The organism is Candidatus Methanoperedens sp. (assembly GCA_012026795.1).
Lineage (GTDB): Archaea > Halobacteriota > Methanosarcinia > Methanosarcinales > Methanoperedenaceae > Methanoperedens.
Genome location: VEPM01000002.1, coordinates 31,153 through 56,703, shown reverse-complemented (window position 1 = coordinate 56,703; position 25,551 = coordinate 31,153). Strand labels below are relative to the sequence as shown.

At 41.8% G+C, this 25,551-nt stretch carries 24 protein-coding genes, 1 tRNA gene and 1 pseudogene; 14 read left to right on the top strand and 12 right to left on the bottom strand.

What is annotated here, in order from left to right; translation table 11 throughout:
• Window positions 1-181 precede the first annotated feature (181 nt).
• The 4 genes from FIB07_01660 to FIB07_01645 all read left to right on the top strand — a co-directional run bounded on the left by FIB07_01660 (window position 182) and on the right by FIB07_01645 (window position 4,962).
• Window positions 182-1,522 (top strand): hypothetical protein, encoded by a 1,341-nt coding sequence (locus FIB07_01660; protein ID NJD51552.1) that lies wholly within the window; start codon window positions 182-184, stop codon window positions 1,520-1,522.
• Window positions 1,512-2,588 (top strand): hypothetical protein, encoded by a 1,077-nt coding sequence (locus FIB07_01655; GenBank protein NJD51551.1) that lies wholly within the window; start codon window positions 1,512-1,514, stop codon window positions 2,586-2,588. Before FIB07_01660 ends, FIB07_01655 begins: the two co-directional genes overlap by 11 nt.
• The gene (locus tag FIB07_01650) at window positions 2,588-4,096 is read left to right on the top strand and encodes an FMN-binding glutamate synthase family protein (GenBank protein ID NJD51550.1); all 1,509 of its coding nucleotides are present in this window, start codon (window positions 2,588-2,590) and stop codon (window positions 4,094-4,096) included. Before FIB07_01655 ends, FIB07_01650 begins: the two co-directional genes overlap by 1 nt.
• 137 nt (window positions 4,097-4,233) lie before the next feature.
• Window positions 4,234-4,962: a hypothetical protein gene (locus FIB07_01645; protein ID NJD51549.1), complete on the top strand. Its 729-nt coding sequence runs from the start codon at window positions 4,234-4,236 to the stop codon at window positions 4,960-4,962.
• A 273-nt stretch (window positions 4,963-5,235) separates the two neighbouring features.
• Here FIB07_01645 and FIB07_01640 read toward each other — a convergent pair whose 3' ends face one another.
• The 6 genes from FIB07_01640 to FIB07_01615 all read right to left on the bottom strand — a co-directional run bounded on the left by FIB07_01640 (window position 5,236) and on the right by FIB07_01615 (window position 11,755).
• The gene (locus FIB07_01640) at window positions 5,236-5,973 is read right to left on the bottom strand and encodes a Nif3-like dinuclear metal center hexameric protein (GenBank protein ID NJD51548.1); all 738 of its coding nucleotides are present in this window, start codon (window positions 5,971-5,973) and stop codon (window positions 5,236-5,238) included.
• A 374-nt stretch (window positions 5,974-6,347) separates the two neighbouring features.
• Window positions 6,348-7,520 carry a redox-regulated ATPase YchF gene (gene ychF, locus FIB07_01635; protein ID NJD51547.1) on the bottom strand — a complete coding sequence of 391 codons (1,173 nt, stop codon included), beginning with the start codon at window positions 7,518-7,520 and terminating at the stop codon, window positions 6,348-6,350.
• Between the two features lie 42 nt (window positions 7,521-7,562).
• A complete protein-coding gene (locus tag FIB07_01630; protein NJD51546.1) occupies window positions 7,563-7,925 on the bottom strand; it encodes a roadblock/LC7 domain-containing protein in 363 nt (120 codons plus the stop codon).
• Window positions 7,926-8,039: 114 nt separating this feature from the next.
• Window positions 8,040-9,065, bottom strand: a complete 1,026-nt coding sequence (locus FIB07_01625; protein NJD51545.1) for an S-methyl-5-thioribose-1-phosphate isomerase — start codon at window positions 9,063-9,065, stop codon at window positions 8,040-8,042.
• A 50-nt stretch (window positions 9,066-9,115) separates the two neighbouring features.
• Entirely contained in the window at window positions 9,116-10,261 is a 1,146-nt protein-coding gene (locus FIB07_01620) for a UDP-N-acetylglucosamine--N-acetylmuramyl-(pentapeptide) pyrophosphoryl-undecaprenol N-acetylglucosamine transferase (protein NJD51544.1), read from the bottom strand.
• A gap of 51 nt (window positions 10,262-10,312) precedes the next feature.
• Window positions 10,313-11,755: a hypothetical protein gene (locus FIB07_01615; protein ID NJD51543.1), complete on the bottom strand. Its 1,443-nt coding sequence runs from the start codon at window positions 11,753-11,755 to the stop codon at window positions 10,313-10,315.
• Between the two features lie 258 nt (window positions 11,756-12,013).
• Between FIB07_01615 and FIB07_01610 the strand changes: the two genes are divergently transcribed.
• Window positions 12,014-13,303 carry a tryptophan--tRNA ligase gene (locus FIB07_01610; GenBank protein NJD51542.1) on the top strand — a complete coding sequence of 430 codons (1,290 nt, stop codon included), beginning with the start codon at window positions 12,014-12,016 and terminating at the stop codon, window positions 13,301-13,303.
• Between the two features lie 40 nt (window positions 13,304-13,343).
• Here FIB07_01610 and FIB07_01605 read toward each other — a convergent pair.
• Both FIB07_01605 and FIB07_01600 read right to left on the bottom strand, forming a co-directional pair.
• A pseudogene (locus tag FIB07_01605) lies at window positions 13,344-13,565 on the bottom strand (signal recognition particle-docking protein FtsY).
• A 266-nt stretch (window positions 13,566-13,831) separates the two neighbouring features.
• Window positions 13,832-16,282 (bottom strand): bifunctional aconitate hydratase 2/2-methylisocitrate dehydratase, encoded by a 2,451-nt coding sequence (locus FIB07_01600; protein NJD51541.1) that lies wholly within the window; start codon window positions 16,280-16,282, stop codon window positions 13,832-13,834.
• Window positions 16,283-16,380: 98 nt separating this feature from the next.
• On the opposite strand from FIB07_01600, the gene FIB07_01595 reads away from it, so the two are divergent.
• From FIB07_01595 to FIB07_01570, 6 genes are all read left to right on the top strand, one after another.
• Entirely contained in the window at window positions 16,381-16,599 is a 219-nt protein-coding gene (locus FIB07_01595; GenBank protein ID NJD51540.1) for a hypothetical protein, read from the top strand.
• A gap of 66 nt (window positions 16,600-16,665) precedes the next feature.
• The gene (locus FIB07_01590; protein NJD51539.1) at window positions 16,666-17,328 is read left to right on the top strand and encodes an adenylate kinase; all 663 of its coding nucleotides are present in this window, start codon (window positions 16,666-16,668) and stop codon (window positions 17,326-17,328) included.
• A complete protein-coding gene (locus FIB07_01585; GenBank protein NJD51538.1) occupies window positions 17,306-17,920 on the top strand; it encodes a DUF106 domain-containing protein in 615 nt (204 codons plus the stop codon). The genes FIB07_01590 and FIB07_01585 overlap by 23 nt, the downstream gene beginning before the upstream one ends.
• Window positions 17,921-17,925: 5 nt before the next feature.
• On the top strand, window positions 17,926-18,447 hold the full coding sequence (locus tag FIB07_01580) for a cytidylate kinase (GenBank protein NJD51537.1): 522 nt from the start codon (window positions 17,926-17,928) through the stop codon (window positions 18,445-18,447).
• A complete protein-coding gene (locus FIB07_01575) occupies window positions 18,444-19,436 on the top strand; it encodes an RNA-guided pseudouridylation complex pseudouridine synthase subunit Cbf5 (GenBank protein ID NJD51536.1) in 993 nt (330 codons plus the stop codon). Before FIB07_01580 ends, FIB07_01575 begins: the two co-directional genes overlap by 4 nt.
• A 189-nt stretch (window positions 19,437-19,625) precedes the next feature.
• Window positions 19,626-19,710 (top strand) — tRNA-Ser (locus tag FIB07_01570).
• Between the two features lie 58 nt (window positions 19,711-19,768).
• Here the strand turns inward: FIB07_01570 and FIB07_01565 are convergent.
• Together FIB07_01565 and FIB07_01560 are read right to left on the bottom strand one after the other, a co-directional pair.
• Window positions 19,769-20,191, bottom strand: a complete 423-nt coding sequence (locus tag FIB07_01565) for a nucleotidyltransferase domain-containing protein (protein NJD51535.1) — start codon at window positions 20,189-20,191, stop codon at window positions 19,769-19,771.
• Complete coding sequence (locus FIB07_01560; GenBank protein NJD51534.1) at window positions 20,176-20,649, bottom strand: HEPN domain-containing protein; 474 nt, start codon at window positions 20,647-20,649, stop codon at window positions 20,176-20,178. Before FIB07_01560 ends, FIB07_01565 begins: the two co-directional genes overlap by 16 nt.
• Before the next feature lie 205 nt (window positions 20,650-20,854).
• Here FIB07_01560 and FIB07_01555 point away from each other — a divergent pair, with 205 nt between their 5' ends.
• Genes FIB07_01555 through FIB07_01545 form a run of 3 tightly spaced genes read left to right on the top strand, consistent with a single transcriptional unit; the run spans window position 20,855 to window position 23,057 of the window.
• On the top strand, window positions 20,855-21,619 hold the full coding sequence (locus FIB07_01555; GenBank protein NJD51533.1) for a hypothetical protein: 765 nt from the start codon (window positions 20,855-20,857) through the stop codon (window positions 21,617-21,619).
• Window positions 21,620-21,652: 33 nt separating this feature from the next.
• On the top strand, window positions 21,653-22,150 hold the full coding sequence (locus tag FIB07_01550; GenBank protein ID NJD51532.1) for a hypothetical protein: 498 nt from the start codon (window positions 21,653-21,655) through the stop codon (window positions 22,148-22,150).
• A complete protein-coding gene (locus FIB07_01545; protein NJD51531.1) occupies window positions 22,143-23,057 on the top strand; it encodes a radical SAM protein in 915 nt (304 codons plus the stop codon). Before FIB07_01550 ends, FIB07_01545 begins: the two co-directional genes overlap by 8 nt.
• Here the strand turns inward: FIB07_01545 and FIB07_01540 are convergent.
• On the bottom strand, window positions 23,027-24,220 hold the full coding sequence (locus FIB07_01540; protein ID NJD51530.1) for a lactate utilization protein: 1,194 nt from the start codon (window positions 24,218-24,220) through the stop codon (window positions 23,027-23,029). The two genes, FIB07_01545 and FIB07_01540, sit on opposite strands and share 31 nt — an antisense overlap.
• Window positions 24,213-25,520, bottom strand: a complete 1,308-nt coding sequence (locus FIB07_01535) for a hypothetical protein (GenBank protein ID NJD51529.1) — start codon at window positions 25,518-25,520, stop codon at window positions 24,213-24,215. Before FIB07_01535 ends, FIB07_01540 begins: the two co-directional genes overlap by 8 nt.
• Between the last annotated feature and the right edge of the window lie 31 nt (window positions 25,521-25,551).

The window sequence follows — 25,551 nt, the reverse complement described above, 5'->3', positions numbered from 1 at the left end:
TATCCCTTTAAAAACCTTGCGGTCTTATGGCAAAAATCTCATAACGCAGATTATCATCATAAACGGTTTTGTTATATTTATTCACATATAACTAATAATATATCGCCAGTATCCTTCCCCTTTCCGAGTTAAATTTATATAGTATTAGAGCTATCGTTTGCTTCCCCAACTGGAGAAAATAATGCAAGAATATACTTTGTTTTTAGGTTGTATCATCCCAGCACGTTTCCCTTTCATGGAAAAATCAACCAGGCTTGTATTATCACAGCTCGGCTGCATTCTTCACGATCTTGAAGGGGCTACATGCTGCCCTACAAAAAGCATAGTAAAGCCGATCGGAGATCTTGCTTGGTACGTAACAGCAGCAAGGAACCTGGCACTTGCACAAAAAACAGGCCATAACCTGCTGGTTCCATGTAATGGTTGCTACAGCACATTAAAATCCGTGGAAGTCGAAATGCGTGTAAATCCCGGAATACGGGACGAAGTAAACGCAATTCTTGCTTCTGCAGGCCTGGAATATACAGGAACGGTCGAGGTAAAACATCTTGTTGAGGTACTTCATGATGAGATCGGTTTACCGAAGATCAAACAGCACCTCATAAAATCATTCGACGGCATGAGAATAGCACCCCATTATGGCTGTCACATGCTTCGTCCCAGTTCATCAATAACTTTTGATGACCCCAACAAACCCAAAAAATTCGACGCTTTAATAGAAGCGCTGGGTGCAAAAAGCATCGACTATGAAACAAAAATGCTTTGCTGCGGCGGCAATCTCAATACTGCGGATGAACCGGAGGAGGCAACAGCCCTTGCACGTATAAAACTAATGGAAGTCACAAAAAAAGCGGATGCGATAGCACTTACCTGCCCTTCATGCTTCATGCAATACGATTCACGCCAGTATATGATGCAAAAAACAGGGGAAAAATTGAACGTTCCGGTTCTGTTTTACCCTGAATTGCTTGGTCTGGCTATGGGTCTCTCAGCGCAGGAACTTGGGATGGATATGCACAGGATCGATTTGGCAGAATTCCTGTCAAAGTGGGATTCAAAATATAAATACCTGAAAACGTTAAAAGAAGTATTCGATCTTTCCGCTATCCGTAAATGTTACGAGTGCGCAGCCTGTGTTAATGACTGCCCTGTTGTAAAGGTGAATCCGGATTTCAATCCAAATGAAATAATCGGAAGATTACTTTCAGGTGAACTTGAGGCCGTTACAGGGTCTCACAACATCTGGCAATGCGTTGACTGTTATACATGTTATGAACTCTGTCCCCAGAAAATGGGAATGAACAAGATTTTTGACAAACTAAAGCATATGGCCATTGAAAAAGGAATGGGGCCAAAAGGCTTTGCTGCAAGTATCGAGATGTTCAGGAAAGACGGGAGACTTGGTGAGCCAACAAGTATGCGAAAGAAACTGAAACTTGCAGAGCCACCAAAGAGCGGTGGAGAGGAACTGAAGAAATTACTTGATCATATTAATAACAAAGGAGAAGAAAATGAAATCTGATGGAATACCGTCCGGATGTGCGATATCAGGGTTAATGAGCGAAGATGGAAGACGCATTGGCGGCAAAGTGATCATCCGATCCATTGCTTGCATGCACGACCGTTCAAACGGGCTTGGAGGAGGGTTTGCAGCCTATGGTATTTATCCGAAACGAAAAGACATGTATGCTTTTCACATGATGTTTGATAATATGCAGGCAAAAGAGAACACTGAAGAATTCTTCAAGGACCACTTCAACGTCGATAAGGATGAAGCCATACCCACGCAAAGACAAAATGGCGTATCCAATCCTCCAATCCTGTGGAGATATTTTCTTGAGGTGCCTGAGAATAAACTTGAATTCCTTTCAGAGAGAGATTATGTCACAAAAACCGTAATGAAGATACACTCTGAGATAGATGGGGCTTTCGTTGCATCAAGCGGCATGAACATGGGTGCTTTCAAAGGTGTGGGCTATCCTGAAGATATAGGGAGTTTCTATAAACTGGAAGATTACAGTGCATATATATGGACATCCCATGGCAGGTTTCCCACAAATACACCGGGCTGGTGGGGTGGCGCTCACCCGTTCACTCTTCTTGACTGGTCCGTGGTGCATAACGGTGAAATATCCTCTTATGGCATCAACAAACGCTATCTTGAGATGTTCGGTTACAAGCTTGAATTAAGAACCGACACCGAAGTTATCGCTTATATGTTCGACCTGCTCGTCCGAAAGCATAAGCTTCCGGTTGAAAAGGCAGCTGAAGCGCTTGCAGCGCCATTCTGGAAAGATATTGACCGCATGGAATCACAGAAAAAGAAGATAGCAATTGCCCTGAGGCAGGTATATGGAAGTACTCTATTAAATGGGCCTTTTAGCATAATAATCGGACATAACCGGGGCATGATCGGATTGAACGACAGGATCAAGCTTCGACCTATGACAGCGGCGCGCAAGGACGATATGCTTTACATGGCATCTGAGGAATCAGCGATCCGGGAAATTGCGCCTGACCTTGACGAAGTATGGAGCCCCATGGCAGGAACACCTGTTTTTGGAACCCTGAAGGCAGAGGTGGAATAATGGAATCACAACTGCCTGCAGAATTCATTGTTAATATTAACCATGAACGGTGCCGGAAATGCAAGCGCTGTGTAATTAATTGCAGTTTCAGTGCTATTGAATTCAAGGATAAGGTCACGGCAAACAACAGGCAGTGCGTGGCCTGCCACAGGTGCGCTACATTCTGTCCAGAAAACGCTATCACTATTATCCATAACCCCCTTGATTACAAAGACGGTTACAACTGGTCGCCAGAGATCAGGAAGAATATTCTGAAACAGGCTGAGAGCGGCGGCATCATACTGACGGGCATGGGCAATCCCAGGCCATATCCGATCTACTGGGATCACATGCTGATAGATGCCTGCCAGGTGACAAATCCCTCGATAGACCCGTTGAGGGAGCCAATGGAGCTTAGAACTTATCTTGGCGCTAAACCTGAAGCACTTGAATTTGAGGGAGATATTGATAATATCAGCCTTAAGACAGAACTTGCGCCGCAGGTGAAGCTGGATATACCCATTGTTTTCGCGGCGATGTCGTATGGCGCCATAAGCCTGAATGCCCACAAAGCGCTTGCAATGGCAGCAAAGCGCATGGGGACGCTCATGAATACAGGTGAAGGAGGGCTGCATGAAGACCTTGCAGGTTATACTGACAGGATAATCGTCCAGGTTGCATCAGGGCGTTTCGGTGTAACAAGCAAATACCTGAACAACAGCGCCCTTGTTGAGATCAAGATCGGGCAGGGCGCAAAACCAGGAATAGGCGGGCATCTGCCTGGCGAAAAAGTTGGAGAGGATATCTCAAAGACCCGTATGATACCTGTTGGCACGGATGCGCTATCTCCTGCGCCGCATCATGATATTTATTCAATTGAAGACCTATCTCAGTTGATATACGCTATAAAAGAGACCACAGATTATAAGAAACCCGTATCTGTCAAGATCGCGGCAGTTCATAACGTCGCTGCCATCGCCAGCGGCATCGTGCGGGCAGGCGCTGATATAGTAATGATAGACGGCTTCAGGGGCGGGACGGGAGCCGCTCCCATGGTCATCAGGGATCATGTAGGAATACCAATTGAGCTTGCCCTTGCAGCAGTTGATGATAGGTTGAGGCAGGAAGGTATACGCAACCGCGCTTCTATCCTTGTCGGAGGAAGCATCAGGCAGAGCGCTGATGTCGTTAAGGCTATTGCGCTTGGTGCTGATGCATGTGTCATAGGCACGGCATCACTCATTGCAATGGGCTGCCGCGTTTGCCAGAAATGCTACACAGGCAACTGTGCCTGGGGCATTGCGACACAAAAGCCTGAACTTGTGCGCCGGCTGAACCCGGAGGTAGGAGCAGACAGGTTGTGCAACCTGCTTACTGCATGGGGTCATGAGATCCAGGAAGTATTGGGCTCGCTTGGGATAAATGCGATTGAATCGTTGCGCGGAAGCCGCGAGCGCTTGCGGGGTGTAGGTCTTTCACAGGAAACGCTGGATATCCTCGGGATTAAACATGCAGGAATAGGACAGTGATTATTATGGATAATTTGTTGTTGAAATTTGATAATTGGGAAGCGCCAGGGAAGGAAATAATGCATCGACTTAGAACACGGATGACGCGGATCGGACGGATTTTCACGGATATTTCTAATTTATGGAAGTGATGCTTTATGAGAATAAATGCAAAAGGCATGCATTACAGGCCAATGAACAAGATGATCCGCGATGCGGTAGCATCAGGCGAGAAAGAGTTCGAGCTTGATAACATAGGCGGGCAGAGGTATATCGGCGCAGGGCTGAACGAGAATGTGAAAATCACCATTAACGGCACTCCCGGTAATGACCTCGGAGCTTTTATGAATGGACCCAAGATCATCGTAAACGCTAACGGACAGGATGGTCTTGCCAACACCATGAATGCTGGTGAGATCATTGTCCACGGCAATGTGGGCGATATCATCGGATACGGAATGCGCGGCGGGAAGTTTTACATCAAGGGAGATGTGGGCTACCGTGTGGGTATCCATATGAAAGAGTATAAGAAACAGGTTCCGATTATCATAGCTGGCGGCACAGCCGGTGATTTTTTCGGCGAATACATGGCAGGCGGGATAATGATCCTTCTTGGCATGAATGGAAAGAGCCCGCTTGTTGGCGATTATGTCGGGACTGGCATGCATGGGGGTGTAATTTACATCCGCGGGAAGGTTGACCCGTACCATCTCGGAAAAGAAGTGAGCTGCCTTGAATTGAGCGAGGAGGATACGAAACTCATCAGCGGATATCTTAAGGAATACTGTGAATATTTCGGATTTGACTTTAACGAGGTCATGAGTGCAAAGTTCACAAAGCTGGTGCCGCTGTCGCTGAGGCCGTATGGGAATATGTATGTGTATTAGTAAACTTTAAAAGGTGTGGAGGAAGCCATAAAGGGTAACTTTTATTTAAAGTATACACGTAGATCGATGATGAGATTAATGACTTCCTCATTCTACTAAAATAACCCGGATCAATATAAATACTCTGACAATTTTTGGGTTTATTTTGTGTTTTAGGGGGAATAAAAGGTATATTTTAGTTTTTATTAGTATATAAGTAGATATAATAAGATGAAAGTGTATATTTTCCCTTAGAATGCAATCATATACTTGAAGCAGGAAATAGTGATTACTCTATGCCTGTAAATGAGACACTTTAACGTCGGGTTTATCTTCAATATAAGAAGACTCTTCAGGTAATCTCTCACATAATTTTCTCATCGCCGGCGCCTCTGTTGCATAATGGGTAGCATCAAAAAGACATAACCCTTCAGCATATCGTATCGCATCATGGCGCATTTCCCCGGAAACAAGAGCATCAACTCCGTTCTCTATTGCGATATCTATGTATTCGCGCCTGAATCCGCTTCCACCCACCACCATCACCTTCTTGATCACCTCATTTCCTTTATACTGGACATGAGTGTCCAGCTTTTTTGCGATAAAAGCTGCGAATGCAGGCGCTTTTATCGGTTCGGTCTCACCAATCCTTCCCAGGGCAAGAGGAACAGTATTTTTCAATCCCAGTAATCCGGCAAGCACATCGTTCACTCCGCCCTCTGCTTTGTCGTAATTAGTGTGCATCGTGTATATGGAAATATCGTTATCGATTGCAATTTTCAGGGTATCTGATAATCGTTTTGAGATAAGATTTATAGGGTCAAATATAAGAGTATGATGGGTTATGAGCAGGTCTGCGCCGATGCGTACTGCTTCTTTAAGAACCGAGTCGGTCGGGTCAAGTGCGACTGCGATCTTCTTAATGTCGTTGCCCCTGTCAAGCACAAGCCCGATCCTGCCATTATCGAAATCTTCGGCAAGCGAGGGGGGAGCGATAGTTTCAAGCATCTGGATAATTTCTTTAAGAAGCATGATTGTTTGTTGGTTAGGGGAATATTTAAGGGTAATTATAGTCAAGAATAATTTATCCCATTTCGCACATTATTTCATGATTATTAGATTTTATTCTTCCAATCCATAACCGTAAAGACCACATATTTTGACAGGATTAACAGGATCGACAGGATACGATTTTAGTAACTTATACTTATCATCCTGTCTGAATAAATGCAATTTTCTTACAAAATCCACATAGTAATTTTGTTAGTTTCATATTCCATAGATAAATCGTAAATTTATTATATCAAGTGCGAAATATGGGATACCAGATCGCAAAGATAATTTGAATTGTTTGGTTTTTAACTATAATAAATAGTTGAACCTTGATTATTATAACCGTGTTTCAACTATTTCACAGACACTATCTTCACAATATCCCCGTTCTTCAACTCATGTTTCTCCCCAAGCCTCATCTTGGTGCGAGCATCTACTGCGTGAAGAAAACTCTTTCCGATATCCGTATGTATCATGAAGGCAAGGTCTTTTGGCGTACTGCCTTTTTTCATAATGAACGCATCGGGAAGTATTGTGCCCTTCTTATCTGTGAACCTGTTCTCATCTTCAACAGGATAAACAACGATCAGTTCAAGAAGCCTAAAAACCGTTTCATTGATGCACCTCTGGATACCTGTGCCGCCATTCTTCTTCAGAAGCAGCCGGATTTTTGATAATGCTTCTTTCTGGGCACCGGAGAGGTTTGGCGATTCAACAAAATCAGCATCTCCGGGAATATATTTTATGGCGCCGCTCTTATCTGCAAGGCGCAGCACAACTTCTGTTGCCCCGCTTACCGGGATAGCTCCCTTTTTCAAAAGGCGCTCGATATTTTCCTGTGAAGCAATATCTACCTTATTGGCCGCAATGATATATGGCTTACTTTCAGCCCTGAGCATATCTGATAGCTCGATTATCTGCTCTTCTGTCCATACCTGGGGCTTATCGCGCGGCAACCTCATTCTTGAAAGAACTGTTTTCACATGTGCTTCTGTTATTCCTGCGCCTTCCAGCTGGCCTGCGATAGTCTCTTCGATCTTCAGTCCTTCTGCGTTTACCTTTCTTGAAAGCCTTTCCCAGTTGCGCTTCAGGATACCTGCCATCCACATGGTTATTTCATGCGGAAGAAATTCTATATCCCCAAGCGGGTCATGCGAACCCACTGTAACGGGATTACCTTCGAAATCAGTGCCACCGGATGCATCTATTACGTGGATTATGGCCTTTGCCTGCCTGAGATTATCAAGAAATTCATTGCCAAGTCCCCGTCCTTTATGGGCATCAGGCACAAGACCTGCCACATCGATCATTTCAACAGGCACGAACCTCACACCATCCCGGCAATTACCGCAAACGAGCTTCAACTCCCTGCATGGGCATACAGTCCTCACATATGCCACGCCATGATTCGCATCGATAGTGGTAAAAGGATAATTTGCTATCTCAACATTCGCAAGCGTTGCGGCTTTAAAAAATGTTGATTTTCCTGAGTTAGGTTTCCCGGCAAGAGCTATTGAAATAGACATGCTACTAATACATATCTTTTGAACTTAACTTTTTTCTATAAATTAAAGGATATCTTTTATTATATCAGCTGTCTTTTCAATTTCTTTTATGATGGGATCAAGTTTTGCATCATTTGTCGCCATAACTGATATCAACGCTTTTGAGCCTGCTGATGTTGTGATCAGCTTTCCTCCTTTATAATCTACTATCACGCGGTGGGGATTGACTTTCTCAAGCTTATTAGTGGCCGTTTCAGCAGCCCGTAGCATGTTTGCTGACATCAGGGTAAGCATTTCCGATCCTTCGGTTGCATGTTCACCGATAAGATAACCATCGCGGCCTGCCAATGCGATCATTTTCACACCATTCATTCTCTTTAAATCCAATAGAACTTTATTATATACATCCGACATTTTTCTTTCCATCCTATATTACCGGATAAAGTCATATACGTGGGATATTATAATTCTTTCGGGTCTGCCTAAAAATATTTTTTTCCAGGTGTTATTTTTTTGAGATATAATATGTCACAAAAATAATCATGTATGTACCTTGACTTCTTCAAGGAGAAATGGCGGATAAAAAACCCCATTTTCTGTGATAAGAGCAGTCACATTCTCCATCGGGGTTGCATCAAAGGCCGGATTATAAACATTTACCCCAACTGGAGCTATCTGGTATTTCCCAAAATACTTCAGTTCGTCAGGTTTTCTTAATTCGATCTCGATTTCATCTTCAAACCGTTCAAAATCAAATGTTGAAACAGGCGCTGCAACATAAAATGGCACCTGGTTCTCTTTTGCAATGACAGAATGTGTATATGTCCCGATCTTATTGAACACTGCATCCTGGGTGATCCTGTCTGCGCCCACAATGACTTTATCAACCATGCCTTTTCGCATTACATGGCCTGACATGCTGTCTGTGATAAGCGTTACCGGAATTTTGTCCTCCATTAATTCCCATGTTGTTATCCTGCTTCCCTGGTTTAGCGGTCGTGTCTCGCAGGAAATTACTCTTATGTCTTTTCCCTGGGCGCGAGCAGAACGGATAACCCCAAGTGCAGTTCCCCAGTCCACGCAGGCAAGCCTTCCGGCATTACAGTGTGTCATGACAGTATCCCCGTCTTCAAGGAGCATAGCGCCATGCTCCCCAAGCTGCATGTTCTTTTGCACATCCTCATCAGCTATTGCTTTTGCCTCGTCAAGCGCGAACATTCTTATTTCTTTGATGTTCTTTGCATCCTCTAATGCCCCCAACACGCGTTTTACTCCCCATGAAAGGTTTACTGCTGTGGGTCTGGTAGCTATTATGGTGTTTGCAGCATCATGGATATCATCCATTGATCTATCTACTGAGCTGGCATTACTTCGAAATGCAGCAAGAGCGACACCAAAACCTCCCGCTGCCCCCAGTGCAGGTGCGCCGCGGACACGAAGGGATTTTATGGCTTCGCATAATGAATCTATTGTAGAGCATTCTATAATTTTATACTCAGCAGGCAGAAGGGTCTGGTCTATCATGGCAATATTGCTGTTATTGTTATTCCAGTCGATTGTTCTCATTGAAATCGTATTTATATCATTCAGGCTTAAATAAATTGCTTTTAAGTGCCTTAATAACATTGTATCCGGTTCGATAACTCCAGGATAATATCTGCCGCTTTTTGTGATCCTCTCATTTCCCGTGCATTTTCAGAAAATAATTTCGCTTTTTCCTTGAATCCTTTTTCATTCAAAAGAAGTTTGATCTTTTCATAGAGACCTTCGCCATTAAAGGATTGATAATCCAGGATTTCACATACCCCAAGTTCTTTCATTCGTGATGCATTATATTCCTGTTCGATATGACCTTTAATTGGGATAATAAGGGCTGGTTTTCCAAGTGTCAGGATTTCCATGGCAGTGCTGTGGCCTGCCTGGGCAATAACAAGCTCTGCCGCTGCTATATACGGAGATGGATCTTCACAAAATCCCACAACAGTTGTGTTTTTTGGGATATTATCGCTTTTGAATCTTGCAAACACCAGGAAATTTATCTCAGGGAACCTGTCCGCGATCTTTAATATTCCATTAAAAATGGGACGGCTGAACGAATGCCCGCTGAGAATGGTTAATATGAATGGATTTTTTATGCCAACTGGTTCAGGCTGCTGGGTTTCGTATTTGGCAGATACTACAGGCCCGACAAATCTTTGTTTTTTCATTACATGGGAACTTTTACTTAACGTATTAAGACAAACAGTATGAGGTGGTGCAAAATCAGGGATCAGGACTTCTTCAGCAAGCGCCATCGTAGTTTTAAGGGTAAGATCCACCGGCTTACCCACAAGGTTTGAAAGGAATTTACTTTCCTTGAAAAAGGATTCAATGCTTGTCTGGTTGGATATTATAATGCAGGGCAACCCGAGTTTGAAGGCCGCAAAAACAGAGGCGCCCCTGCCATCTGCAACCATGCATGTTGCAGAAAAATCCTCCATGATCTTTTTTTCCTGGGATATTGTTCTTGAATAATGAAATACTGAATTCGTACTTTGTGAAATTGTGGCTTTAAGGTCAAAGGCTCCATCCTTTGACGTCATTTCAAATTCTTTCTCAATTTTAATACAATCAAAACTCTTTTTCAGGCGATCCAGCGCATAACCATAACTCCCCATGAGAACATTTGCCCCCGCACTTTTAAGTTTCGCGGCTATTGCCATATCCCTGCTTGAATGACCATAACCTTCCCCACATACTGAAAAATAAATATTGTGAACCATGATATTATTAGATTCGGATTTAATGTATATAAATATCACTATTTTTTATATTCAAGGCAATCTTATAACCACTTCGCACAATTTATCTCCGTGGGATATCAATTTCTTGATCTCCAATACTGCCTTGTTCCCGAAAGCATAATTCAGCGCACCCTTGAAGGTTTCCCTGGATGTATTACATATATATTTGTCAAATTTGTTCCCTTCTGTGGCAATATGGCATTTCCTTATTGTATATAGCAGATTGTTTCCATCTAATTTCCATTCACTTTCTGTATGGATCTTTGAATTTATTATTTCAAAAACGGTTTTAAATGTCTCCAGGTCCCAGTTCTTGATACCATTCTCCTTTTCATACTCCTGCATTAACGAAGTTCCGATCTTTCGTCCTAAAGCTATAAAAGATAATGGAATATCCGGAATGTCCCTTAATCCTTTTAAAAAAGTCATGAACATCACCAATTCCTGGTCAAAGCTCGTCCTGCTGGTTTTCAAATTATTAATAATCTCATTGACTTTCAGGCCCACGTCAGGCCTGTGGGTCAATACTATCATGTTAGCCGTTGTTTTGGGATCGAATAAATGACCATTTGCTTCTAAAAGCAGTACAAGTGTTTTTTTTATTTTTTCAATGGCTTCATTAGACCTGTAACTATGAAATATTATTAAATTATCGTTATCGATCTCTACCTTGTCAATTACCCGGGAAGTTTCATAAACTTCTTTTATTAATAAAAGCATGTCTTTTAATGGTATTTCCTGTATCGGTTTTTTTGCAAGGTTTTCGATGCTTATTTCACCAAGTGGTATATTATTGGAAAGCAGGTCTTCAAAGAAATTCCTGTGAACTGTAACCATATTATAATTGCTTAACAGGTGTCTTTTGATTATTGCCTTCCAGAATTGTGGGCGACTTTTTATTCCTTTTATTACCTCATCCATACCCCCAAAAAAAGTAAGAAGGCTGTTTGTGGCCTCTTTTTTAGTTGATCTTGCAAGTTCAATCCGGATACATTCATTAATATTAAAAACAGACATAATCTCAAGAGGTATCTTTTCAAGAGAATTCTTAACCATATATTGTGATAATATGCGGGCGACGGTTCGTATCTTATTAGTTTCCCCTCTTAATTCTATCATGACACCGCTTGGTAACGTATCGTTATCATATTTGAACTCAATATTAATATCCCATTCAAGTTCCCTGAACCTGCAATTAAGACAATCTTCCAGTTTCCTTATTGAATTGATCAATACCGGATCCAGCAATTCATCCATTACATTGTCCGGAATAAGTGTACCATCGGTCTCTGTCAGCATCCATTTTAAGAGGGAAGTATCTATTGCTGATGAATTATTCGGAAAAGCGGATTTACCATTACGATCGATAATATCTCTTATTGCAGCGCTGAAATTCCCATTATGCTTTTCCAGTTGCGATTTTAATTTGTCAACACATTCTTTGTCAATGGATATATGCTTTGTAACTATCATGGTGCCTAAACCTTTCCAGAAGGTTTGAATATATCCGTTTTTCCCCGTTTTGCCGTTTTTCCCTTTTTCCCTTTTGCACGAATAAAAAATTTTTAATTCAGACAAAATCCATAAGATGGTTTTACCTGTTGATGTTATACTTTCATTTTATAACGTATATATTTTTCTATTTTTGAAAACAGAACTTTCAGGTTGATTCATCACAAACCTTATGACTCATGATAAACTTTACATATTTATAAGCCCTGAATAGGGCACATGACTACTCTTGACCCCTGGGGCGTTGTCAAAATCGATAATTATTCAAAACTGTTTGACGAATTCGGGATTTCAAAGTTTGACGACCTCCTCGGAAAGATAAAGAATCCACACAGGTACATGCGCAGGCATGTCATATTCGGGCACAGGAGCTATGATTCTGTCCTTCGTGCGATGATATCGGGAAAACCTTTTGCGGCATTGAGCGGATTTATGCCTTCGGGAAAGGCACATCTGGGTCATAAAATGGTCATGGAAGAGATCATCTGGCACCAGCAGCAGGGCGGGGATGCGTTCCTTGCTATTGCGGATATGGAAGCGCATGCAGTCAGGGGAAAAAGCTGGAAAGAATGCCGAGAATTGGGAATAAATGAATATATATTAAGCGCAATAGCTCTTGGTCTTGAGCCTGGTGCGCATATTTATTTCCAATCAGGGTTCAAGCCAGTGAAAGACTTATCATTTGAACTTGGCATTAAAGCGAATTTTTCTGAGCTTTCTGCCATATATGGTTTTTCAGGTGAGACAAACATTGCGCACATGGTCAGCGCACTTACGCAAAGCGCTGACATCCTGCATCCGCAGTTGAAAGAATTCGGAGGTCCCAAACCAGTTGTTATTCCGGTAGGCTCTGACCAGGATCCGCATATCAGGCTGACAAGGGGGCTTGCTTATAAAACAAATATGTTTATGATCGAAGAACGCCGCGCAGAGAATGGATTGATAAGCGTCCGCGGAAAAGCGGCACCAAAGGAAGCCCTGAAGGAAATTGCAAAGCGCACAGGTGGTAAACTCTACGAAGAACATGTGGATATTTCCGGACGAACTCTTGAAGAAGTTGAACCGGTAGTTTGCGAAGTAGAACTGAAACATGGCGGTTATGCCTTCATGCCCCCTGCTTCTACATATCACAAGTTCATGACAGGACTCCAGGGCGGCAAAATGTCAAGCAGCATCCCTGAAAGCTATATAGCCCTCACTGACAGACCCGAAGATGGGGCAAAGAAAGTAATGCGCGCAATAACTGGCGGCAGGGTAACGCTTGAAGAGCAGAAAAAGCTTGGCGGCGAGCCTGATAAATGCAGCGTGTATGAGTTATTGCTTTACCATCTTGTAGAGGACGATAATGAGCTTCTGGAGATTTATAAGGACTGTGTAGGAGGCACGCACGTATGCGGAAATTGCAAGAAATTTGCGGCGAAGCTCATGCGGGAATTCCTGAAAGACCACCAGGAAAAGAGAGAAGCAGCTAAGGAGAGATTGGGGGAGTTCGGGTTGAGTATCACATAGCCCTTATTTTTGATCTTATTTCAATTTCAGGATAGGTTTATTGGGGTGTAGGACCAGGGGTTGGCTCCGGGATAGGTTCCGGAACAGGTACAGGTTTAGGTTCCGGCTTCGGTTCGGGGGTTGGCTCCGGAACGGGTTCCGGTACCGGGATAGGTTTAGGTTCCGGACTGGGTTCAGGGGTTGGCTGTGGAACAGGTTTAGGTTCCGGGGTCGGTTCAGGGATCGGCTCAGGAACGGGGATAGGTTTAGGATTAGGCGGCGGCTGTTGATACTTAAACTTGTTCAGTCCTTTGATTTCATTATTGCTAATATCGTCCATATAATCTCACTCCACATTTTCTTATATAATTTAATTGACCTAACGTATATTTAACCCCTTTTCTAAGAGCAGCTTTGCACTTAGAGTCGCATTTGGACATAAAGTCACAAAGTTGCACCTAAGTCTTCTGTCTGCACCTGCAGTCACTCAAAAATGGTACTTTAGTTGCAAAGCTTCTAACAGCTAAAAATATATCCATGCAATATTCCTTATTCCAATAATTCTTGATATTCCGAAAGTGTTGGAATCCTGCCAAGAACTGCGATGATCGCAGCAAGCTCAGCCGAACCAAGATAGACCTGTGCATTCTTACCCATGCGGTTATCAAAATTACGAGTAGATGTGGAAAATACTACAGCATTATCAGCTACCCTTGCCTGGTTCCCCATGCAAAGGCTGCATCCCGGGATTTCCATTCTTGCGCCGAGTTCCTTGAATGTGGAATACCCACCTGTTTCTTTAAGACTTTTTTCGATAAGCCTTGTAGGCGGAGCGATCCATAACTTGGATTTAATGCTGCCTGCTTTCTCAAGTATTCCGGAAGCCCTGTCCAGCTGTTCGGTCCCTATCATACATGACCCGATAAACACTTCATCAATTCTAACTCCCTGCGTCTCGGATAATGGTTTGATAAAATCAGGATCATTAGGGCAGGCAAGAAGAGGTTCATTGATAGCGGACAGATCGATTTCAAGGATATCTGAATATTGCGCATCAGGATCAGCTTCAAGCAAAGAGGGGTTATCAAGCCATTCCTGCATGGCTGCTATCCGTGTTTCAAGCGCCTTTGATGCATAACCTTCCTCAATGAGCGATCTTAAAATAGATATGTTCTTTTCAAGGAAGCGTGCCACCTGTTCTGTTGGAAGCGCTATCACAGCAGCTTCGGCTGATCTCTCTGCGCTTGCATCCGTAAGTTCAAATGCCTGTTCCACAGTAATGTCGGGAAGACCTTCCATCTCCAGTATCCTGCCATTAAAGATATTTTTTTTATTCTTTTTCGGAAGTGTCAGTTTGCCCTGCTTTATTGCGAAATAAGGAATCGCATTGACAACATCACGTAAGTACAGGCCTTTTTTTAGTTTACCTTTAAATCTTACAAGTACGCTTTCAGGCATGTCAAGCGGCATTACCCCTAATGCTGCGGCAAATGCCACAAGGCCGCTTCCCGCGGGAAATGAAATACCTATCGGGAACCTTGTATGGCTGTCGCCTCCCGTGCCAACAGTGTCGGGCAGGATCATACGGTTGAGCCATGAATGGATTATCCCGTCACCGGGTTTTAAGGTAACTCCGCCCCTTTCTTTGAAAAACTGCGAGAGTTCTTTATGCATTGCTCTGTCAGCAGGCGTCGGATATGCAGCTGTGTGGCAGAAGGATTGCATAACCAGAGGCGCCATGAATTCAAGGCATACAAGTTCCTTGATCTCATCAGCGGTCATCGGGCCTGTTGTATCCTGTGACCCGACAGTCGATATTTTTGGAAGGCATGATTGCCCCGGGCGCACGCCCGGAAGTCCGCAGGCTTTCCCCACGATCTTTTGAGCCAGCGTGTAACCGCGATTTGAATTCCCGGGTTCCCTTGGTTTGATGAATATATCGTAATTTACACCAAGTGCAGCCTGTGCTTTTTTTGTGAGTTCTTTTCCTATTAAAAGCAAAAGCCTCCCGCCTGCCCTGAATTCATCAGGAAGTGTTTCAGGCTCAAGGCAAAATGACGCAATATCTTCCCCTTTTTCACCAAGTATCCTCCCATGTTTGAAATCCAGTGTAACTACATCGCCTGATTTTAGTGTTGAGACATCGCATTTGACAGGAAGAGCACCGCTATCTCGCGCCGTGTTGAAAAATATTGGAGCTATCTGGCTTCCGAGTATCACTCCTCCTTTTCGCTTGTTCGGGACACCGGGAATGTCCTGCCCTATCCACCAGATAAGGGAATTGGCTGCTGATTTCCTGCTGCTTCCTGTTCCAACGACATCTGCTGCAAATGCTATCGGATTTCCTTTCTTTTTAAGCCTGTTTATCTCGGAAAGTGCGCCTGGATAGCGATTTTCAAGCATGGAGAGAGAATGGAGCGGGATATCGGCGCGGGTCCCGGCGCGTGATGCCGGAGAAAGATCATCAGTATTTACTTCTCCCTGGACTTTAAATATCGTCACTTTTTGTGTTTCGGGGATTCCATATCCTCCTGTAAACCATTGTGCTTTTGTCCAGTTTTCAAGAACTTTTTTTGCGTTGGGGTTTGTAGCCGAAAGCTTTTTTATCCGGTCAAAGAAACCGAAAATAAGGATCGTATTTGAGAGGGCAGTAACTGCTTCATCCCCAAGTTCCTGATCATCCAGCAATTCAACGAGCGTTTCAATATTATAACCGCCTTTCATCATACCTAAAAGGGAGACTGCCTCGCGCGGCGTGAGAAGTTTTGATCTTTTCTCGCGAAGGGCAATTTTTCGCAACATTTTTGATTTTTCAAGAGCAGCAGGGTCGACACCAGGTGGAATGTGATCTTTCAGGAGTTCAAGGATAAAATCTTCCTGGCCTTGCGGGGGGTCAAAAACAAGGACTGATAGCGCTTTAACCTGCCCGGCATTCATCGGAAGCGGGGGAATTCCCTGTTTTTGCCTTTCCGTGATGTGATTGTGATAAGATTCAAGAATTTCCGGTGTCATAGACATCCAGAATGGTAGTCCTTACTATTAATTTTTTGATACTTACGATAAATTAATATTGATAAAATACTATACACAACAAGATTATGAATTTATCAAATTTCCTCAAAAATACTGTGTATGCAATTGTTTTCGGATTCATGGGCCTAATAATAGGCATATGGACATCAGATGTTTTATATAAGATATTACTAAAAAATATTGACCGCGTGACCACGATATACATATCAGTTGGCCTGATCGTTTTGATCATACTATCCGCATCGGTTCTGGGTTTTACAAAGGGCAAGAATTTGCTTGAATAATCTTTTTTTGGCGTTTATTTTGAAAAGATTTATTACATACACCTGACCATTACGGATTCGATCGAGATGAATATTATTTTACTTGGGCCTCCCGGAGCAGGAAAGGGTACACAGGCCAAAAAAATACAGGAATACTATTCACTTCCCCATATTTCTACGGGGGATATCCTGCGTGAAAACATTAATAATAATACAGGTCTCGGAATAAAGGCAAAATCTTATATGTCAAGGGGAGAGCTTGTCCCGGATGAACTTTTGATAACACTTATCAAGGACAGGTTGTCAAAAAAAGATTGCGATGAAGGATTTATGTTAGATGGCTATCCCAGGACGATCCCGCAGGCTGATGCTTTGCAGATGATATTGACAGAATCGGGTAAGAAGATTGATGTAGTCCTTAATATCTCGGTGGATGACAACGAACTCATAAAGCGCCTGTCCGGACGGAGAATGTGCAAATGCGGGGCAAGTTTCCATATTTTATTCAACAGTCCTGAAAAAGAAGATACATGCAATGCATGCAATGGGAAATTATACCAGCGCGACGATGATAAACCCGAAGCCATAAGAAACAGGTTAAATGTATATAAAAAACAAACGCAGCCATTAATAAATTATTACAATAAGAAAAAAATACTCCGGACAATTGATGGAAGCAAAGAAATCCCGCAGATTTTTGAAGAAATAAAAAAAGCATTGGAGGAATATGATAAAAAAGACACTAAATAAGCTTGCAATAGTTATGGGTATTTTTTTAATGTTTGGTATTATTATATTTCCCGAAATGAGGGATGTAATAGGCAAACTTATGGATATACTTTTGAAGCCATTATTGGGCTGGCTTCCGATCCATATGATAATTTTCGTGCTGGCGGCTTTTACCGGTCTTTATGCATCCCTAATCCAGAAATATACAATGGACTGGGGATTAATGAAACGTGTCCAGGAGAAATCGAAAATAATCCAGAAGGAAATGCGTGAGGCCCAATTGTCAAATAATACCCAGAAGATAAAAAAATTAGAAGGGCAATATGCTGAAATGATGGGCGACCAGATGGAAATGTTCAAGCAGCAGTTCAAGCCCATGCTTTATATAAGTATTATCTCAATCCCGCTTTTCTACTGGGTGTATCTTCTCATCAGCCAGAACCCTGATGCTACCATGATATTTCCTTTCTGGGGAGAACAGAAATTAGATGCAACTGCTTTCTGGGTATTCCAGTACTGGCTATTCTGGTATTTCATGTGTTCAATACCTGTCAGCCAGATGACCAGGAAGGCATTGAATATAGGTGGAATGCCACTGGATACAAAGGTGTAGTCTAATTGATAATCACAATCAGCGGCCCTCCTGGAAGCGGTAAGAGCACTCTCTCAAAGATAATTTCAGTTAAGCTCGGGCTGGAACTGGTGTCCATGGGAGATATATTCCGCAAATGTGCACACGATCGCTGTATGTCACTTGATGAGTTCGGGCAAATCGCCAGATGCAATGAAAAAATTGATCATGAGATCGATGCGATGCAAAAAAAGATCGCAAATGAGAAAGACAATATCGTGATAGAAGGAAGGCTTTCCGGTTTTCTTGTAGATGCTGATCTTAAGATATGGCTAAAAGCGCCTCTTGAAGTCCGGGCAGAGCGTATTGCTAAGAGAGAATGTAAATCGGTAGCAAAAGCAATGGAAGAAACTTTTGAAAGGGAGGAGTGCGAAAGGGAGCGTTATTTGAAATATTATGACCTGGATATTAAAGACCTGTCAGTTTATGATATAGTAATAGATTCAAGTAAGTGGAGCGCACAAGAGATAAGTGAAATTATAGAAAAAGCAGCTGGTTTCCCGATATGATACTGCCATCTGAAGTAAAAAGAGAGACACTGATAAAATCCGAGGATACGACTGACGATAAATATGGTAAGAAACCGCAGGATCGCCCGATTGAAGAATATATTAGAAAAGGGGCTATCAATCTTGACAAGCCGGCCGGGCCAACAAGTCATGAAGTAACCTCATGGGTAAAAAAAATCCTTTGTTTGAACAAAGCAGGACATAGCGGCACTCTTGACCCCAATGTGACCGGGCTTCTTCCTGTCATGCTTGAGGATGCGACAAAGGCAGTTGATGGTCTTCTTACGGCAGGGAAAGAGTATGTTTGCCTGATGAAGCTGCATACGGTAATGCCGGAAAATGTTATACGGAAAGTTATGTCTGAGTTTACAGGTAATATTTACCAGAAACCTTCAATTAAATCTGCGGTAAGGAGAGAAACAAGGATCAGGACCATTTATTATAATGAACTTCTTGAAGTAGAGGAGAATAATGTACTTTTCAGGGTAGGCTGTGAGGCAGGAACCTACATTCGTAAATTATGCCACGACATGGGGATGGCAATGGGAACAGGCGCGCACATGCAGGAATTGAGGCGCACAAAATCAGGTCCTTTCCGGGAGGATGAAACGCTGATCACTCTACAGGATCTGCAGGATGCTTATGTTGAATGGAAGGAAAACGGGAATGAAAGTGTATTGCGAAAAGTCATCCTCCCCATGGAATTCGGGGTTTCGCATCTTCCAAAGGTAGTTATACGCGATAATGCTGTGGATGCAGTATGTCATGGCGCAGGGCTTGCCGCGCCTGGCGTGCTTTCGGTTGAGACCGGGATTGAAAAAGGCGACATAGTTGCTGTTTTTACGTTAAAGGGCGAAGTAGTGTCCCTGGGTAAAGCGCAGATGAAGACAATAGATATTTTGAAAGCTGCTACCGGGATCGTTGTAAGTACTGACAGGGTTCTTCTGGAGGCAGGCACATATCCAAAAGGATGGAAAGCGAAGCCCTAAGCAAAAATTTTGCTGCTACTCTTTGCGTTCTTGGCGACCTTTGCGGTGAATCGAATTAGATGAAACAAGTTCCCCTGGGTGCGACTCGGAATCTGCGGTCAAAAATTCCAATCCTGAACAGGTTTTTATACTTCAAATATGTATTAAGGGCAAGAAGTATCGATACCGCTATTTGATGCTTTTTTGCATGCCGAGGTAGTCTAGCGGCTAAGGCGCAAGCCTGGAAAGCTTGTGGGGCTTACGCCCCTCGGGAGTTCAATTCCCCCCCTCGGCGCATTTCGTTTTTCTTGATTTTTATGGTTTCAAGCCAGAAGTTCCTTTTAGCAGGCGCCTTAATAAAAATTTATCACTTCGTTCAGATTGTCTCGCGGTATGAACCAGCCATGAGTTAGTTTTACAGCATGAAGTCTCTGGAGTGATTTTTCCAGTCTATTCTTCGCATCCGTAACCGTCCCATCATCTTTTAAAAACTTCCCCTCAAGCAACGCATCTACAACAAAGCCGGTTTTGGCGTCAACCATTCCTGTCAGCTCTTCCGGCGTCATCCAGACGGCTTCTAATTTAGAAGGCTTCTTGATTTTGATAAAATCGAACCTATCTTTAATGTCAGGCAATCCTGAGACGATAACTATTAGATCAATATCGCTTGTTTTCTTTGCGGTACCTCTTGCGACTGACCCATATAAGATAATACCTTTTATGTCGAATTTCTCTGATATCTGCTTTATATATTGCTCGATTATTTGTTCAAACATTTCTTTATTTCCCTGGCTAATTTGTCCATTTGTTTTGTTTGTAATGTTTCAAAGAATTGACATAATAAACTCATTATTTCGACGGTATATCGGATAATTTCATCCGCTTTTTCTTCATTATAAATCTCAGACGGTCTAATAATCCTGTCTTTTGTTTCCCAGCCATATCTTGGCATGCTTCTTTGACCTTCTATGATAGAAGCTAATTCAGTCATTTTCAACATCAACTGAATATGTTCTTTTGTCAATTGGAACCTTGAGGTGATTTCGGGATCGCTAAGAATATCTTCTCCAAGGATATCTGAAGGAAAATGAGTTTTTTCATGAACAACGCCAAAAAAAGATAACAGTGCTTTTAATGCCTTCTCTGCACATTGCTGTGCATGGTAAACACTGCTTGGATACCTCCCTTCGTTGAAATCCGAAAGCGCATCGTTATAATCATCTAAAGCTATCATCACCCAGTCTTCGGTCTTCTGAAGATTATTAATAGTTGTTCCTCCCTTCTATTATATACTTCATGATTAATCTTTTTTGCGGTAATCATTAACCTTTGTTTATTGCAATGTACGCAAGGGTCAGGCGCTTTACAATTCCTCCTCAGCTCTTCTGATGTATAGGAAAATAATATATACCGAATAACAAATTTAAACATATCAAATCATGGGAAAATTATTAAAAATCGCACTTGGACTAATGCTATTTATAGTTATAATAATTGGCGTATTTCTTTACGAATTTACAAGATATGATGAATCTTCTCTCAGCAGCCATTATGGCTACACGATCTCATTAACTACAGATTCAAAGCTGGAGAAACCGATTTTTTATGTTCCGATTCCAGTTCTTGGGAATGACATCACGATGGCAAATATGGCAATAAATGAAAATGCACGAGTATCTGATGACTGGAATCTTAGTATAATTGAGACAGAATATGGTAAAATGTTAAAAATCAGTACAAAGGAATTTGTTCCTGGGGTCAAAAAGCTGGTCGAGCTGCAACCACCCGTTCCCGGTCAAACAGGTGATATTCCAACAGGAAATAGTTCTTCATTTACAATGGGAGATAAATATTTGAGTGTATCCATGGTGGCTGACCATGTTATAGATACTAAGAATGCAACTGAAAATGAACCTCTCCTTTCTCAAAAATTCAACCTGACACCATCTTCTTATAAATACCCTTCGAATGGAATTCCACTGAAAACACAAAGGTATGATAGCATCATATATGCTGACTATGGATCATCCCCGAATGCTACTGTTGAAGTTCTTGTGTCATTGGATGGAAGAAATGAATGGTTCGCCGGTGGTTGGGCTTTTAATATATATCGTGAAAGTTTAGGTATTACTTTAACAGGAGAAAAGCATGGCTGGGTTCCAGCAAGCGGAGAACTTGTTGAGGGTGAAGGCCGTTACAATTAGAAAATAAAAAAGATCATTGGAATGAAAGAAATCATGCCCTTTACACCGTTTCATCTTGGCCCTGCGTTGTTTTTCGGTTTGTTGTTATTCCGGTATATCCACTTCCCCACATTCCTTATTGCAAATGTCATTGTCGATGTAGAACCATTCCTAATTTTGTTTTTTAATCCCGGTCATCCACTTCATGGCTTTTTTCATTCTTTTGCAGGCGGTTCAATTGTTGCCATAATTCTTGCACTTTTAATGATTAAAACGGATAAATATCTCCAGGACACACTTGTGACACTCAAACTATCGCAGGATTTTTCATCAAAAAGTATCTGGATAGCATCGTTTTCAGGGATATTCCTGCATATCCTTTTTGATTCACCCTTATATCGTGATATCAAACCATTTTATCCTTCTGATTTCAACCCATTTTTCAATACCGGGTTTTTCCCAGCATTTTATATTTATCTCCTGTGTGTATTACTTTTTGTTGGAGGAGTTGTAATATACGGATATAAATATAAGGATAAATTCCATGCCTGAAAAAAGTCATTTAAATAAGAAAATCAATTTCTTCATCACTTCGGACACTTTCCCTTCTATATCCGTCACAGGAAATTCATGTTCCCTTATGTGCCAGCATTGTAAGGGTAAATTATTACAGCGCCTGATCCCTGCAACCACAAATGAGGAGCTTGAAAAGAAAGCCCTTATGCTCCACAGGTCAGGCGCAAAAGGAATACTGCTGACAGGAGGCTGTGATGAGCGGGGGCGTGTGCCAATTAAAAATTTAATATCGACAATAAAAAAACTAAAGGAAACAACTGATCTTATTCTTATCGCGCATACAGGTTTCATATCTAGGGAAGAAGCAGGGGCATTAAAAGACTCCGGCCTTGATGGCATCGGATTTGATGTAATGGGCGATATGACTTCAGTGCTGGATATTTACGGCCTTCATATTTCCGAAAAAGAATATATGGACAGCCTCCATGCCATTTCGGATTCAGGACTGCTCATTTTTCCCCATGTTTGCGTGGGCATCCATTTCGGGAAATTGAACGGGGAATACCGCGCCATTGAAATGATCAGCTCGATAGCGCCCACAACGGTAATCATAACCGGACTGATGCCGGTTGCAGGGACGCCAATGCAGCATATTAAGCCGGATCCATCAGATTTTGAAAAAATCATAAGAAGAGCGATCGTTATGTTCCCTGATATTCCTGTCATATTAGGATGCGCCCATTCAAGCGGAAAAGACAGGGCTGATATTGAAAAGATCGCACTTCTTTGCGGTGTGTCGGGAATTGCGGCGCCGACTTTTGGGACGATCAGGTTTGCAAAGGAAAATGGGTATGAGATAAATTATTATGGCACCTGCTGTGGTCTTATTCCTGATGATAATACGAAGATAAACTATTTCCCCAATCTCAAGACAGCCTGGTAATATACCCAGATAATATGGGATTTCAAGAAATAATACACTTCCGAAGAAATACCGGTGCTCCTTAACTTCCTGATCAGATCAGGAATATCAAGTTCAAGGGGACAATTTTCCATACATTTCCCGCAGCCAAGGCATAACTCCAGTTTCTCATTCGGTTCATTGGCATATACCGAATAATAAGCTAATCCCTTCCCTCCGAGGTAGCTATCTATTGCGTATTCATTCCCGATAGTATTGTACATGGGACAATGCAACAAACAATTCCCGCATCCTATGCATTTAAGAAGTTCTTTAAATCCCTTCTTTGCAAGGTCGCTCCTCCTATTATCGACCAGAACAAGAACTATTTCTGATGGATTATGGACCCCTTTAATGAATTTTTTTTCCACATCTGCTGTTTTGCTTACGCTGGTTATTATATCAACAAATGAAGGGATTATTGCGCCTGTAGCATTGTAACACAGTATCCGTATCATATTTATAGCAGATTCAATATCAGGATATATCTTATCTATCGAGGTTACTACAATATGTTTTTGTTTTCTCATGACCTCATGTATATTCCCTTCATTATGTGTCATGATGATAGAGCCTTCCTCGGCAGCAATGGCATTGGCTCCCGTAATCCCGATTTTTGCATTATCAAGGCTTGAAACGATATCCGCTTTTACTATCTTCACGATATCTTCGGGTGTTTCAGCAACAGGTACATCATAATATTGTGAGATACCTTTTGCAATTTGTTTTGCTGAAAGGTGGGTCACAGGACCTGTGGGGTGCGAAGGTTTTGCATTCAATACCTGTAATATCCTGTCCCCGATATCTGTTTCCACAACAGTTGACCCGTTTTTTTCAAGAAATTTTGTTAATTCCAGTTCCTTGGTCACATTGGATTTTGATTTTACGATGATTTTTTCCTTCCCTACCTCATTCAATATCATATCAAGCGCTTCCTGCTTCTCCCTGGCAAGACAGACTTTTATTCCGTTTTTCTTGAGATTTGCGATAGCCTGTTCAAGAAGCACTTCATTTCCCACACAAAGTTCCCGTGATGAAATAAGTCTCTTTGTTCTTTCTGCAAAGCCTTTTGACTGGTTAAAAGCCTGCCTCTCTTTAACCGAATCAAATGCTTTGCGAAGCGCTCTGACTTCTCCATTATTCATGATGTTTTTCAATTCCTGGGTGTTTAATATCTACTTTTAAACTATTTAAATCTGATGAAAAACAATAAATTGTATATATAAAGAGGATAAGGTTAATCCCTGCTGTAAGAGGTAATAAGAATCTACTATTCACAAATACAATGCCTGTTTTTGATTCCTCCAGGACAAAATACAGGTTGAACAAAAAAGTTATTGTTGCTAATAAATACACATAAGAAAGACGTCTGTTAAGGGCCATTGCAACTGCAAGCGGAGCAAAAAGAGAAAATAGGTACCTTTCATGTATCCGGGTAAACAGCATAAAAAATCCGAAAAATAATATTGCTGAGGCAATATATATCGATCTATCCTCTTTTCGTTTTATGATAACGTGCGCCACATAAATAAAAAGCAGGCTGAATAAAAGGTATCCCCATATTCTATATGTCAAAAACAGGAAAATCTTATTATCAGGCTGGAACAAACCTCCAAAAGACCATATATTCAAAGCATTTAAAGAATTAAACGGATACTGGCTATATGATGAAAAATATAATTTGAACAATCCAAAAATCGATGTATTCAGATAGAAAGGCAATGCTACAAGTACAAATACGGCAAATGATGCAATTGATACTTTTACGGATTTAAATAGAGAATGTTTTTTCAGCATTACCAGCGCAAAAAGAGGAACAAGTACAAGACTCTGGGGTTTGGTCAGGATCGCCAGGGCAAGAGAACTTCCTGCAATCATCGGCTTTCCTGAGACAAATTCCATAAGAGCAAACATTAAAAACAGCGTATAAACCGAATCCACCTGACCCCATATTGCAGAGTTGTAGATGATAGCAGGATTGAATGCATAAACCGTCATGCACAGGATTGCCAGCCTGAAACTTCCATATTTTCTTACGATCAAAAATATCAATAAGGCTGTTACAATATCAGCTATTATAGCAGGAGTCTTTAGCAAAATTGTAAAAACAGGGGACTGGATGTCAAAGGATGCAGATATGAATAATTTATAAAATGTTCCTACTACCCATAAAATATATATATATAACGGAGGATAATCGGACTTTACACCATGATAAAAATTAGAAATTCCTGTAAAATGAACTCCGCGGCTCCATGTCCTGAACAGTGAAATATCGAATTCAAATCCTTCGGACGTAGATAGGTACATTCTTACAAGAAAAGCAGAAAATAAAATAAAGGCAATCGATAGATATTGATTTCTTGTAATGCTAAACCAGGTATTGATCTTTGATTTAATATTTTTTCCAATAATCTGCAACGATTTGAGATTTATAGGTACCATCCCCAAGCGTTTAATTGTGAAACCAATATTT

What these genes read in the sequence shown, in the direction of transcription:
- FIB07_01660 (NJD51552.1), top strand. Translation starts at nt 182, where the DNA reads ATGCAAGAATATACTTTGTTTTTAGGTTGTATCATCCCAGCACGTTTC.
- FIB07_01655 (NJD51551.1), top strand. Translation starts at nt 1,512, where the DNA reads ATGAAATCTGATGGAATACCGTCCGGATGTGCGATATCAGGGTTAATG.
- FIB07_01650 (NJD51550.1), top strand. Translation starts at nt 2,588, where the DNA reads ATGGAATCACAACTGCCTGCAGAATTCATTGTTAATATTAACCATGAA.
- FIB07_01645 (NJD51549.1), top strand. Translation starts at nt 4,234, where the DNA reads ATGAGAATAAATGCAAAAGGCATGCATTACAGGCCAATGAACAAGATG.
- FIB07_01640 (NJD51548.1), bottom strand. Translation starts at nt 5,973, where the DNA reads ATGCTTCTTAAAGAAATTATCCAGATGCTTGAAACTATCGCTCCCCCC.
- ychF (NJD51547.1), bottom strand. Translation starts at nt 7,520, where the DNA reads ATGTCTATTTCAATAGCTCTTGCCGGGAAACCTAACTCAGGAAAATCA.
- FIB07_01630 (NJD51546.1), bottom strand. Translation starts at nt 7,925, where the DNA reads ATGGAAAGAAAAATGTCGGATGTATATAATAAAGTTCTATTGGATTTA.
- FIB07_01625 (NJD51545.1), bottom strand. Translation starts at nt 9,065, where the DNA reads ATGAGAACAATCGACTGGAATAACAATAACAGCAATATTGCCATGATA.
- FIB07_01620 (NJD51544.1), bottom strand. Translation starts at nt 10,261, where the DNA reads ATGGTTCACAATATTTATTTTTCAGTATGTGGGGAAGGTTATGGTCAT.
- FIB07_01615 (NJD51543.1), bottom strand. Translation starts at nt 11,755, where the DNA reads ATGATAGTTACAAAGCATATATCCATTGACAAAGAATGTGTTGACAAA.
- FIB07_01610 (NJD51542.1), top strand. Translation starts at nt 12,014, where the DNA reads ATGACTACTCTTGACCCCTGGGGCGTTGTCAAAATCGATAATTATTCA.
- FIB07_01595 (NJD51540.1), top strand. Translation starts at nt 16,381, where the DNA reads ATGAATTTATCAAATTTCCTCAAAAATACTGTGTATGCAATTGTTTTC.
- FIB07_01590 (NJD51539.1), top strand. Translation starts at nt 16,666, where the DNA reads ATGAATATTATTTTACTTGGGCCTCCCGGAGCAGGAAAGGGTACACAG.
- FIB07_01585 (NJD51538.1), top strand. Translation starts at nt 17,306, where the DNA reads ATGATAAAAAAGACACTAAATAAGCTTGCAATAGTTATGGGTATTTTT.
- FIB07_01575 (NJD51536.1), top strand. Translation starts at nt 18,444, where the DNA reads ATGATACTGCCATCTGAAGTAAAAAGAGAGACACTGATAAAATCCGAG.
- FIB07_01565 (NJD51535.1), bottom strand. Translation starts at nt 20,191, where the DNA reads ATGTTTGAACAAATAATCGAGCAATATATAAAGCAGATATCAGAGAAA.
- FIB07_01560 (NJD51534.1), bottom strand. Translation starts at nt 20,649, where the DNA reads ATGATAGCTTTAGATGATTATAACGATGCGCTTTCGGATTTCAACGAA.
- FIB07_01555 (NJD51533.1), top strand. Translation starts at nt 20,855, where the DNA reads ATGGGAAAATTATTAAAAATCGCACTTGGACTAATGCTATTTATAGTT.
- FIB07_01550 (NJD51532.1), top strand. Translation starts at nt 21,653, where the DNA reads ATGCCCTTTACACCGTTTCATCTTGGCCCTGCGTTGTTTTTCGGTTTG.
- FIB07_01545 (NJD51531.1), top strand. Translation starts at nt 22,143, where the DNA reads ATGCCTGAAAAAAGTCATTTAAATAAGAAAATCAATTTCTTCATCACT.
- FIB07_01540 (NJD51530.1), bottom strand. Translation starts at nt 24,220, where the DNA reads ATGAATAATGGAGAAGTCAGAGCGCTTCGCAAAGCATTTGATTCGGTT.
- FIB07_01535 (NJD51529.1), bottom strand. Translation starts at nt 25,520, where the DNA reads ATGGTACCTATAAATCTCAAATCGTTGCAGATTATTGGAAAAAATATT.